Raw genomic sequence first — 11,256 nt, forward strand, 5'->3', positions numbered from 1 at the left:
CTGCGTCCGCAAACTCCTCTCTCTCGTTTCGAACTCGCGGATAGAACCCCTCATCCGGCGCTTCGCGCCACCTTCTCCCACAACGGGAGAAGGAAGAGGAGTTCGCAGCTACAGCCGCCCTCACTTGAACCAGTGCACCAGCGCGATGCTGATGCCGAGCAGCAGCATCAGCGACAACGTCACCGCGGCTGTCACCCTGCCGCCGACATTGGCGAGCACCCGGACGTCAACGCCGAGGCCGAGCGCAGCCATCGACACGACAGTGAGAAAGCCGGTGATCTTCGTGATCGGCGCCACCACGGTGCTCGGCACGATCTCGAGGGAGCGCAAGGTCGCAAGCGCGAGGAAGCCGAGGATGAACCAGGGGACGAGGCGGAAGAAGCCGACATTGGTCTTCTTGGCGTCGCTCTGCCAGCGCGAGGCGGCCAGCGACAGGCCGACGACGACGGGACCCAGCATCAAGACGCGCATCAGCTTCACGAGCGTGCCGATCTGCGTCGAGACCAGCCCCGCCGGAACCGTGGCGGCCAGCACCTGCGGCACCGCGTAAACGGTGAGGCCTGCGAGGATGCCATATTGCGTGGCGGACAATTGCAGCAGCGGAATCAGCAGCGGCAGGCCGAGCACCATCATCACGCCGAGGATGGCGGTGAAGGAGATCGAGGATGCAATCTCGTCATTGTTGGCGCCGATGATCGGCGCCACGGCGGCGATCGCGGAATTGCCGCAGATCGAGTTGCCGCAGGCGATCAGGATCGACAGCCGCGTCGACAGGCCGAGCAATCGGCTGATGCCGAAGGAGACGCCGAGCGCGATCACGACGACGGCGGCGATCGATGCCAGCAGCGCGATTCCCGAAGCGGCGATGGCGGCGAAACTGATCGAGGCGCCCAGCAGCATGACTGCAACTTCGAGGAGCTGTTTGGCGCTGAATGCGATCCCGGCCTGCCAGCGTGGCGCCGGTTTCCAGAAGCTGCGGAGCCCCATGCCGAGCAGGATCGCCATCACCAGCGCCTCGACATAGGGGTGCTCGAAGACGCCCAGTTCCAGGTGCTCGAGCAGGGCCGAGACGCCGGCCACGGCGATACAAAGGAGAATGCCGGGAATCAGCGCCACGACGCGGCTAGCGGCAGTGGTCGGCTTGGCGTCGGCCGGGCTGGATGCTTGATTCTGCGACACAAATCTCTCCCAGAGGAGAAATATTTATACGCAGCGCCGGCTCAATGGGGAATAAGTTTTCAGCATATCAGGGCCGAGGGAAGTTCTGTCCTCAGCACGGAATAACCGCTCGGGCCAGCCTTAGAAGATCAGATTCTTGGCGAGCGAAGCCACCCGGCTGAAGCCGTCATAGATGCCCGGCTCGAAGAAGGCCGCACGGGCCAGCACGATGCCAGCAACCAGCGACCAGAACAGCGTGGTGCCGGCCCGCAGCAGGAGCTTCGACGCGCGCGATTTCGGCTGGGCGTCCGTTGCGGACACCAGCTGCTCGCCGAAGGGCTCAAATCCAGTGCGTTCCATGGCTACGCCAATCCATCAATTTCTGATGGGAATGTCGTCGTTTCCCGCCCGAACGGCAATGGAAACGATTGGCGTTTTTGCCCGCCCGGAGGGAAACTCCTTCCGTGGGGCGCCTTGGGGACAATAGTTTTCTTCTTCCGGCCTACTTAGGCACCGGCGCCCGGCCTAGAGGGCGAGATAACGCCGCCGGATGGCATCATTCGCATTCAGCTCGTCGATTCCCGCGGCATAGACGATCTGGCCCTTGTCGATGACCGTGGCGTGGCTGGCAAGGCCAAGGCAGAAATGCATGTTCTGCTCTGCGATCAGCACCGTCGATCCGATACTCCGAAGCTGGCGCAGCAGTTCACCGATCCGCTGCACGATGATCGGCGCCAGCCCCTCGCTCGGCTCGTCCAGCAGCAGCAGCGCCGGATTACCCATCAGCGTGCGTGCGATCGCCAGCATCTGCTGCTCGCCGCCCGAGAGGCGTCCGGCGATGCGATGACGCAGCGGCTCCAGCAGCGGAAAGACCTCGTAGATGCGCTTGATCGGCCATTCGTCCTGGCCCTCGGGTCCCTTCTTCTTCCCGATGACGAGATTGTCCTCGACCGTATGCTCCGGAAAGATCTGGCGGTCCTCCGGCACGAAGCCGAGCCCGGCGCGCGCGATACGATGCGGCTTCATGCCGGAGATCACGGCGCCGCGCAGGCTGACCCGGCCACGCCGCGGCGGCGCCAGCCCGATGATCGCCTTCATGGTCGTCGACTTGCCGGCGCCATTGCGACCGAGCAGCGCCATGGTCTCGCCCTGCCGCACCGAGAGGCCGACGCCGAACAGGATCTGGCTGGTGCCGTAATAGACATCGAGATCGGCGACTTCGATGACGACAGCACTCATGCCGCCGCTCCCGCGTGATCGGTGCCAAGATAGGCCTCGATCACAGCGCTGTTGTTGCGGATCTCGTCGGGCGTGCCGGTTGCCAGGATGCGGCCGTAGCAAAGCACGACAATTTTAGGCGCGATCTTGAACACGATGTCCATGTCGTGCTCGATGAAGACGACGGTGATCTTCTGGGTCTCCCAGAGCTCGCGCACCTTGTCGATCATGCGCCAGCGTTCTTCGGGGCCCATGCCGGCGGTCGGCTCGTCCAGCAGCAGCACTTTTGGTTCGAGCACCAGCGCCAGCGCGATGTCGAGCAGCTTTTGATCGCCATGCGACAGCGTTGCCGCCGTGCGATGGCGTTTGCCGGCAAGCCCCAGCAGCTCCATCACGTGCTCGGCGCGGTCGCGCGTCTCCGGCAGCGGAAAACGCTTGTGCAGCACTGCGGACGTGCGCTGGTCCGCGCTGACAGCCGCCAGCATGGTCTCCTGCACCGTGAGTGACTTGAAGATGCTGGCGACCTGGAAGGCGCGGCCGATGCCGTGGCGAACGATTTCCGGTGGTGAGCCGCCGGCGAGATTGACGCCATCGAGCAGCACCTCGCCGGAATCCGGCTTCAAGGCGCCGGTGATCAGGTTGAAGAAAGTGCTCTTGCCCGCGCCGTTCGGGCCGATCACCGCGGTCAGGGAACCGTCGGGAAAATCGAGCGAGACGTCGTTGGTCGCCCTCACGCCGCCAAAGGATTTTGCGAGGTTGCGGATCTCGAGCATGGCTAGCGCCCCTCGCCTGTCTCGCGCCGGCGCGTGACCCATTCGGCGACGAAATCGAGCAGGCCCTTGCGCAGACCCAGCGCGAAGAACAGGATGACGACGCCGAGCACGATGCCGTGATACTCGGTGAAGCGCGTCACGGTGTCGTTGAGCAGCAGCAGCAGCACGGTGCCGACCATCGGGCCCAGGAAGGTCGAGACGCCGCCGAGCATGTTGATAAAGATGGCTTCGCCCGAAATGGTCCAGTAGGCGAATTCCGGATAGGCGCCCGAGACGAACAACGCCATCACCATGCCGCCCATCGACGCGAACAGCGCCGCCAGCACGAACACGGTGAGTTTTGCCCGCCAGACGTCGATGCCGAGGAAGCTCGCGCGCGCGGCATTGTCGCGGATCATGCGCAAGGTGTAGCCGAACGGCGATTGCGCGATCTGGCGCATCGCGAGCAGGCCGAGGATCAGCAATGCGCAGCTCGCAATGTAGAGATGGATGTGGTTGGCGAGATTGATACCGAGGAAGGCGGGGCGCGGAATGCCGCCACGCAGGCCCTGATCGCCGCCGGTAAAGGACGCCCAGGACAGGATGGTCGAGTGGATCAGCATCTGGAACGCCAGCGTGACGAAGGCGAAATAGATCTCCTTCAGCCGCACACAGATGGCGCCGATGACCGCGGCGATCACCGCAGTGATGACAAGCGTCGCGATGAAAGCGACCGGAATCGGCACGCCCAGCTTCTGCATGATCAGGCCGAAACTGTAGGCCCCGAGGCCAAAGAACATGCCGTGGCCGAACGAGGTCAGGCCAGTGTAGCCGACCAGCAGGTTGAGCGAGGTCGCGAACAGGCCATAAGCCGAGCACCGAATGACGAAGTCGAGCAGCGCCTTGCTGCCCGTGAACAGCGGCAGGCTCGCCAACACGGCGAAGGCCATGAGCGCGATCAGGACATCGCGATAGCGCTGCAGCGCCGCGCCGCCGCGTACGGGCGCAAGTGCCTGCGCGCGCCCCGCCTCCAGCTCGGTCATGCCGCCTCCTTGCCGAACAGGCCGGTGGGTTTGGAGACCAGCACGATCACCATGAAGAGGTACATCAGGCCTTCGGTGAACAAGGGAAAGCCGAGCGAGCCGAACGAGCGGATGAGGCCGAGCAGCAGCGCGCCGATCAGCGCGCCCAGGATCGAGCCCATGCCGCCGATCACGGTCACGATGAAGGACTCGATCAGCACCGAGAATCCCATTCCCGGCGTCAGCGAGCGCACGGGTGCAGCAAGCGCGCCGGCAAGGCCCGCCAGCATGCCGCCGAGCGCGAACACGCCGCCATAGATCAGGCCGGTGTTGATGCCGAGCGCGGAAACCATGCCCGGATTGTGCGCAGCGGCGCGGATCACCTTGCCGACGCGGCTGCGCGACAATCCGATGCCGAGTACGATGGCCGCAACCAGCGCAACGCCGATCAGCAGCAGATAATATGGCGGCACCACGCCCCCCGCGATGAACAGCGGCATCACCTGGAAGGCGGACGGCATGCCCATCGACCTGAATTCGGGCCCCCAGATGATGCGCACGACATCGTCAAAGATCAGCACGAAGGCGTAGCAGACGAGCAGCTGCATCAACACGTCGGCGCCATAGACGCGGCTCATGAAGACGCGCTCGAAGATCAGGCCGAGGATCGCCGTGCCGGCTGCGCCGGCCAGCATCGCAAGGGCAAAGCTTCCCGTGAGCTGATAGGCCGTCATCGCGAAGTAGGCGCCGAACATGTAGAAGGCGCCGTGGCTGAAATTGACCACCTTGAGCACGCCGAAAATCAGCGTCAGCCCGACCGCGACCAGGAATAGCAGCATGCCGATGATGAGGCCGCTGGTGGTCTGCGTCACCAGACAGGCGGAGCTGGCGAGGCAGCCGGCGAGCGCGTCGATGTCCACGGAAGCACTTTCATTGTCGCGCGCCCAAGACGGCGCGGAGGACCAAACGAAAACGGCGGAGACGGTCACCCGCCCCCGCCGCGCATCGGATCAGGTGTAGCCCTTGCTCTTCTTCCACTCGGCCTCGAGTTCGAAGATGGTCTTCCAGTCGCCGGCCTTGACCTCGGGGACATAGGGCTCCTGCGGGATCGTGGTACCCCAGCCGATGGCGTAGCCCACGAGCGTATGGTCGTCGCCGCGCATCGTCACGGTGCCGTCGGCGCCGAACGGGCACTTGATGGTGAGGCCCTTCAGGACCTCCGCGAGCTTCTTGCCGTCGGCGGAGTTCGCCTTCTTCGCGGCCTCGGCCAGGAACATCACCGCGGTCGCGTTTTGCCACGACCAATTGGTCGGATATTCGTTGTACTTGGCCTTGTAGGCATCGCCCCAGGCGGCGTTCTCCGGCGTGGTCGGAAACGTCTTGATATAGCGATTGCCGGAATGGATGCCCTTCGGCAGGTTCTTCACCACTGTGAGCGCGGTGTAGTCGGCCATGTTGACCGCGAACACCTCCATCTGGCCGAACATCGCGTAGATGTTGGCCTGGTCGATGTAGGAGGTGAGATCGCCGCCCCACAGGCAGGAGTACAGCGCCTGCGGCTTGGCCTGCAAAATCTTCGTCACCACCTCGGTGTAGTCGGGCTGGAACAGCTTCGGCCAGGACTCGCTGATGATTTCGACGTCAGGCGCAAAGCGCTTCAGGTACAGCGTGAACTCGCCGGTGGTGTCGCGGCCATAGGCGTAGTCGGGCGAGCAGGTCGCCCATTTCTTCAAGCCCTTGGTTTTGGCGATCGAGGCGGCATAACTTCCGCCGACGATGGAATCGTGAATGCCCTGACGGACGCAGCGGAACGCGTTGGGGATGTGCTGCTTCGGATCGGCCGTGAGCGAGGATGCTTCGGAGCAGGTATGGATGCAGAGCACGCCGAGATCGCGCGCGACCTCGTGCACCGCGAACGATCCGGACGACGCCTCGCCGTCGAGCAGCAATTCGCAGCCGTCGGTGTTGACGAGCTCGCGCGCGACACGCGCGGCTTCCTGCGGCTGGCCTTTGGAGTCGCGGATCACCATCTCGATCTGCCGACCGGCGAGGCCGCCTGCGGCATTGACCTTCTCGACTTCGAGCATCACCGCATTGCGCGAGGACGTGCCGAGCTGAGCGACGCGCCCCGACAGAATCGTCGGCATGCCGATCTTGATGGTCTTGGCTTGCGCACGCGCCACCCACGGCGCGGCGAACGTCATCGCACCGGCGCCCATCAGCGCCAGTGTTGAACGGCGGCTGATGCCCGGCGTGCGGGTTCTCGTCATTTTCCCCTCCCTCTTTCGGGTCGGCGTTTCCTGGTCCCGTGTCGGAGATCGTGCCGTCTCCGTGCTTTCAAGGATTTCAGAGGTAGGGGGTGACGTCAAGCCAAACATGAATTATGAGTCACCATTCATTCAGAAGGAAACGAGGCCGGCAGGCGGCCCGAAAAGCAGAATGATCAACCTTTCGAGCTTCATCGCCTTCCATGCCCGTCGCACGCCGAAGCGGCCTGCGCTGAAATATCGCGGCGAGGAGATTTCCTACGCGGCGTTCGATGCACGCGTTCGAACGGTGGCAGGCTGGCTCGCGTCGCAGGGCATCGGCGCCGGCGACGTCGTGGCCGTCCTGATGAAGAACAGCGCGGCGTTCCTGGAGCTCGTCTTCGCCACCAGCCACCTCGGCGCGGCTTTCCTGCCGATCAACTTCCGCCTCTCCCGCGACGAGGTCGGCTACATCGCCGGCAATGCCGGCGCGCGGCTGCTGATCGTCGATGAGGAATTGGCTGCGAACGCCGCGGGCGCGAAGATCGTCGTGCTCGACGACGCCGCGCAGCAGAGCATCACGCGACTCGCAAGCGAAGCAGCGCCAGCGCCGATGCATTTGTGCCAGCCATCCGACCTGATGCGGCTGATGTACACCTCCGGCACCACCGACCGGCCCAAAGGCGTGATGCTCACTTACGATAATTTCTACTGGAAGTCGGCGGATCAGACGATTGCGCTCGGCCTCAGCGCCGAGACGCGGCTTCTTGTCGTTGGTCCGCTCTATCACGTCGGCGCGCTCGACCTGCCCGGCATCGCCGTGCTTTGGCATGGCGGCTTCATCCGCGTCGAACGTAATTTCGAGGCTGAGACGGCGCTCGCCGCCATCGCAGAAGACAAGCTCAATGCCGCCTGGTTCGCGCCCGTGATGACCACGGCGATGCTGACCTGCCCGACGCGCGACCGTTACGACGTCTCCAGCCTGCAATGGGCGATCGGCGGCGGCGAGAAGACGCCGGAGATGCGCATCCGCGCCTTCTCGGAATACTTCCGCAATGCGCGCTACATCGACGCCTATGGCCTCACCGAGACCGTCGGCGGCGACACCTTCATGGAGGAAGGCCGCGAGATCGAGAAGATCGGCTCGACCGGGCGCGCCATCGCTCATGTCGAGATCGAGATCCGCGACGAGGACGGCAGGACGCTGCCTGCCAACGTCAATGGCGAAATCTGTCTGCGCGGCCCCAAGATCACGCGCGGCTACTGGAACGACCCGCAGAAGACGGCCTCCGCCTTCTTCGGTGATTGGTTCCGCAGCGGCGACGTCGGCTATCTCGACGAGGAAGGCTTTCTGTATCTGACCGACCGCAAGAAGGACATGATCATCTCCGGCGGCGAGAACATCGCCTCCTCCGAGGTCGAGCGCGTCATCTATGAATTGCCTGACGTGCGCGAGGTCGCAGTGGTCGGCCTCCGCGACGCACGCTGGGGCGAACGGCCGGTCGCCGTCGTGGTCTTGGCGGAAGGCGCCGCACTGGAGCTCTCTGCTCTCACCGAGCATTGCCGGACGCGGCTTGCGAGTTTCAAGGTACCGAAAGAGCTGATCCTCCGCGCCAGCCTGCCGCGCAACCCATCCGGAAAAATTCTCAAGCGCGTGCTGCGCGCCGAACTGGAGACCGTGGCATGAATCAACGCTCAGCCACCGAGAAAGTGACCAAGCTCAACCGCATCGAGCGCAACGCCTGGACCAAGCAGAAGATCTTCGAGGCCGCGACCAGGGTCGTCGGCAAGCATGGCTACGCCGAAGCCTCCGTCGCGCGCATCACCGAGCAGGCCGGCGTGGCGCAAGGCACCTTCTACAATCATTTCGAGAACCGCCAGGAACTGCTCGACCAGCTGCTGCCCAAGATCGGCCTCGACATGGTCCAGTTCATCCGCGCCCGCACCGGCACCGCGGATGCGGCGCGCCAGGAGATCGCGCGCTTTTCCGCCTTCTTCGATTTCATCCGCGAGGTACCGGAATTTTTGCGCATCCTGAATGAAGCCGAGTTCTTCGCGCCCATCGGCTATCAGAAGCACCTCGACAATATCTCGGTCGCCTATGTCCGCATCCTCAGGCGGGCGCGCACCGCCGGCGCGATCGAGGATTATAGCGACGATGAATTCGAGGCCATCGTCCACATGCTGATGGGTGCGCGCGGCTATCTCAGCCGCCGCTACTCGTACTCCGCCGGCGGCGTCACCGCCGTGCCCGACCACGTCATCTCAGCCTATCGCAAGCTGATGACGCGCGGCCTCTTCAGCGCATCCGGAGACACGCCATGAACGTCGCATCTCCGCACCACCCGCTCGACCTCACTTCTGCCATCGCCGAGGGCGACATCCGCTGCCTGCTGATGGTGCTGGTGCACATGACCGGCGATGAGAAATGGCTCGCGCCGCCCTATTTGCCCAAGCGCGACATACGCCTCATTCCCGATCCCGAGGCCGGGGTGCCGCGGGAGATCCAGGACGAGATCCGCGCTGCGGTGGTCGAGCTGTTCGCCGATGGTCCGCCAAAGCCCGTCATCGCCGATCCCGGCGAAGAGCTGCTGTTGAAGATGATGCGCGCCTGCCTCGGCGAAAAGGTTGCGCCGGAATATGCACCGCTGATGCGCGAGGAGATGGGCTTTGTGGCACGCGAGCCGCGTTGGAAGACGCGCCCTTCCGAGGCCAAGCTCGGGGAACAGCATGTGTTGATCGTCGGCGCTGGCGTTTGCGCCATCGCGCTCGGCGTCGCGCTGGGCCATCTCGGCATCCCCTACACCATCGTCGAGAAGAACGCCGAGCTTGGCGGCACCTGGTGGATCAACCGCTATCCCGGCTGCGGCGTCGACACGCCGAACCACTCCTATTCCTATTCCTTTGGCTCGGGGAATGCATGGACCCGCTATTTCTGCCAACGCGAGGAGTTGCTCGGCTATCTCCAGAAGGTCGCGGGCGAATACGGCATCCGCGAGCATCTGCGCGTCAACACCGAGCTGACCTCGTCGCGCTGGGACGAAAGCAAGCGGCGCTGGATCTCGACGCTCAAAACCAGCAACGGCGAAGAGATTTTCGAATCCACCGCATTGGTCTCGGCCATCGGCCAGCTCAACGACCCCTCTCGTGCCCGGTTCAAGGGTGAGGAAGAGTTCAAGGGAACGATCCTGCATTCGGCGCTGTGGTCCGACGACATCGACATCGACGGCAAGCATGTCGCCGTGATCGGCACCGGCGCGACCTCGATGCAGTTGGTGCCGGCGATCGCCGGCCGCGTCGCCTCGGTCACGGTCTACCAGCGCAGCGCGCAATGGGCGCGGCCGGTGAAGGGTTATGCCGATCCGATCAGCGAGGGTGCGCGTTGGCTGCTGGCGCACCTGCCGTTCTATGTGCAGTGGTACCGCTTCAACATGTTCTGGCGCTATGGCGACGGCCTGCTGCCCTTCCTGCGCAAGGACCCGGCCTGGCCGCATCCCGAGCGCGCCGTCAACAAGGGCAACGATCGGCACCGCCAGGAGCTGACCGACTTCATTCTGTCGGAGCTGAAGGATCGGCCGGACCTGATCGAGAAATGTGTGCCGACCTACCCGCCTTACGGCAAGCGCATCCTGCTCGACAACAACTGGTTCAAGACCTTGAGGCGGGACAATGTCGAGCTCGTCACCGACGCGATCGGTCATTTTGATCAGGGCGGCATCGTCACCGCCGACGGCAAGCAACGCCCCGCCGACATCATCGTGGTCGCGACCGGATTCAAGGTGACGGAAATGGCAGCCCGCCTCAACGTCAGCGGCCGCGACGGCAAGGATTTGCGCACAGCCTGGGCCAACGACAATCCGACCGCGCATCTTGGCCTCACCGTGCCCGGCTTTCCGAACTTCTTCTGCATGCTCGGTCCGAATTCCGGCCCCGCCCATGGCGGCAGCGTCATCTTCCAGTCGGAATGCCAGAGCCGCTACATCTCGGCGTGCCTCGTCGGCATGATCGAGCAAGACGTCGCCGCGATCGACGTCCGCCAGGACGTGCTCGACGACTACGTCCGCAAGGTCGATGCCGAGCACGAGGCGATGATCTGGACCCATCCCGGCATGAGCACCTATTACCGCAACGCGAGCGGCCGCGTGTTCTCGGCGATGCCGTGGCGGTTCGTAGACTATTGGCGCATGACGCATGATCCGGATTTTGGGCAGTACAGGCTGACGAGGGGGTGAGGCGTCACTCTCCCCAGATCGTCATCGCGCGTACAGCTCCTACGCCGCCAGCCCGCTCTCCACCGGAGCGAAATCCAGCCCGAGACTCTCCGCCACCGCCTTGTTGGTAATCCGGCCGCGATGGACGTTCAGGCCGTTGCGCAAATGCGGGTTCTCCAGCACGGCGGCGAAGCCTTTGTTCGCCAGCATCAGGCCGAATGGCAGCGTCGCATTGTTCAGGGCCTGGCTCGAGGTCACCGGCACCGCGCCCGGCATATTGGCGACGCAATAGTGCACGACGCCGTCGACCTCATAGGTCGGATCGGTATGCGTGGTTGGATGCGAGGTCTCGAAGCAGCCGCCCTGGTCGATCGCGACGTCGACTAGCACCGCGCCGGGCCGCATCGATGTCAGCATCGCGCGCGTGACCAGCTTCGGCGCGCTGGCGCCCGGCACCAGCACCGCGCCGATCACGACGTCGGCGGCAAACACTTCGTCCTCGACCGACTCGATGGTCGAGAAGCGGGTGCGCACGCGTCCGGCAAAGAGATCGTCCAATTCGCGCAAGCGCGGGATCGAGCGGTCGATCACGGTGACTTCGGCACCGAGGCCCGCGGCCATGCGCGCCGCCTGCGTCCCGACCACGCCG

At 64.2% G+C, this 11,256-nt stretch carries 11 protein-coding genes; 3 read left to right on the top strand and 8 right to left on the bottom strand.

Annotation, left to right across the window (positions count from 1 at the left end):
* Window positions 1-120 precede the first annotated feature (120 nt).
* From SE92_RS12085 to SE92_RS12115, 7 genes are all read right to left on the bottom strand, one after another.
* Window positions 121-1,179, bottom strand: coding sequence for a YeiH family protein (locus SE92_RS12085; protein WP_063195903.1), 1,059 nt, complete (start codon window positions 1,177-1,179; stop codon window positions 121-123).
* A 120-nt stretch (window positions 1,180-1,299) separates the two neighbouring features.
* Complete coding sequence (locus SE92_RS12090) at window positions 1,300-1,518, bottom strand: hypothetical protein (protein WP_063195904.1); 219 nt, start codon at window positions 1,516-1,518, stop codon at window positions 1,300-1,302.
* A gap of 165 nt (window positions 1,519-1,683) precedes the next feature.
* Window positions 1,684-2,397 (bottom strand): ABC transporter ATP-binding protein, encoded by a 714-nt coding sequence (locus tag SE92_RS12095; RefSeq protein WP_063195905.1) that lies wholly within the window; start codon window positions 2,395-2,397, stop codon window positions 1,684-1,686.
* Window positions 2,394-3,149, bottom strand: coding sequence for an ABC transporter ATP-binding protein (locus SE92_RS12100; protein ID WP_063195906.1), 756 nt, complete (start codon window positions 3,147-3,149; stop codon window positions 2,394-2,396). The genes SE92_RS12095 and SE92_RS12100 overlap by 4 nt, the downstream gene beginning before the upstream one ends.
* A 2-nt stretch (window positions 3,150-3,151) precedes the next feature.
* Window positions 3,152-4,171 (bottom strand): branched-chain amino acid ABC transporter permease, encoded by a 1,020-nt coding sequence (locus tag SE92_RS12105; RefSeq protein WP_063195907.1) that lies wholly within the window; start codon window positions 4,169-4,171, stop codon window positions 3,152-3,154.
* Complete coding sequence (locus SE92_RS12110; protein WP_063195908.1) at window positions 4,168-5,070, bottom strand: branched-chain amino acid ABC transporter permease; 903 nt, start codon at window positions 5,068-5,070, stop codon at window positions 4,168-4,170. Before SE92_RS12110 ends, SE92_RS12105 begins: the two co-directional genes overlap by 4 nt.
* Before the next feature lie 90 nt (window positions 5,071-5,160).
* Window positions 5,161-6,420 carry an ABC transporter substrate-binding protein gene (locus tag SE92_RS12115; protein WP_063195909.1) on the bottom strand — a complete coding sequence of 420 codons (1,260 nt, stop codon included), beginning with the start codon at window positions 6,418-6,420 and terminating at the stop codon, window positions 5,161-5,163.
* A 169-nt stretch (window positions 6,421-6,589) separates the two neighbouring features.
* Between SE92_RS12115 and SE92_RS12120 the strand changes: the two genes are divergently transcribed.
* From SE92_RS12120 to SE92_RS12130, 3 genes are read left to right on the top strand one after another with little or no spacing between them, the layout of a single operon-like run.
* Window positions 6,590-8,083 (top strand): AMP-binding protein, encoded by a 1,494-nt coding sequence (locus SE92_RS12120; RefSeq protein ID WP_063195910.1) that lies wholly within the window; start codon window positions 6,590-6,592, stop codon window positions 8,081-8,083.
* Window positions 8,080-8,721, top strand: a complete 642-nt coding sequence (locus SE92_RS12125) for a TetR/AcrR family transcriptional regulator (RefSeq protein ID WP_063195911.1) — start codon at window positions 8,080-8,082, stop codon at window positions 8,719-8,721. Before SE92_RS12120 ends, SE92_RS12125 begins: the two co-directional genes overlap by 4 nt.
* Window positions 8,718-10,628 carry a flavin-containing monooxygenase gene (locus tag SE92_RS12130; protein WP_063195912.1) on the top strand — a complete coding sequence of 637 codons (1,911 nt, stop codon included), beginning with the start codon at window positions 8,718-8,720 and terminating at the stop codon, window positions 10,626-10,628. Before SE92_RS12125 ends, SE92_RS12130 begins: the two co-directional genes overlap by 4 nt.
* A 39-nt stretch (window positions 10,629-10,667) precedes the next feature.
* Here SE92_RS12130 and SE92_RS12135 read toward each other — a convergent pair.
* Window positions 10,668-11,256 (bottom strand): alanine dehydrogenase (locus tag SE92_RS12135; protein ID WP_502686759.1); only part of this gene is annotated, 589 nt, incomplete at its 5' end.

This window comes from Bradyrhizobium sp. AT1, from assembly GCF_001590795.1.
In the GTDB taxonomy this organism is placed as follows: Bacteria; Pseudomonadota; Alphaproteobacteria; order Rhizobiales; family Xanthobacteraceae; genus Bradyrhizobium.

Coding starts and splice junctions, on each gene's coding strand:
- SE92_RS12090 (WP_063195904.1), bottom strand. CDS start 1,518: ATGGAACGCACTGGATTTGAGCCCTTCGGCGAGCAGCTGGTGTCCGCA.
- SE92_RS12095 (WP_063195905.1), bottom strand. CDS start 2,397: ATGAGTGCTGTCGTCATCGAAGTCGCCGATCTCGATGTCTATTACGGC.
- SE92_RS12100 (WP_063195906.1), bottom strand. CDS start 3,149: ATGCTCGAGATCCGCAACCTCGCAAAATCCTTTGGCGGCGTGAGGGCG.
- SE92_RS12105 (WP_063195907.1), bottom strand. CDS start 4,171: ATGACCGAGCTGGAGGCGGGGCGCGCGCAGGCACTTGCGCCCGTACGC.
- SE92_RS12115 (WP_063195909.1), bottom strand. CDS start 6,420: ATGACGAGAACCCGCACGCCGGGCATCAGCCGCCGTTCAACACTGGCG.
- SE92_RS12120 (WP_063195910.1), top strand. CDS start 6,590: ATGATCAACCTTTCGAGCTTCATCGCCTTCCATGCCCGTCGCACGCCG.
- SE92_RS12125 (WP_063195911.1), top strand. CDS start 8,080: ATGAATCAACGCTCAGCCACCGAGAAAGTGACCAAGCTCAACCGCATC.
- SE92_RS12130 (WP_063195912.1), top strand. CDS start 8,718: ATGAACGTCGCATCTCCGCACCACCCGCTCGACCTCACTTCTGCCATC.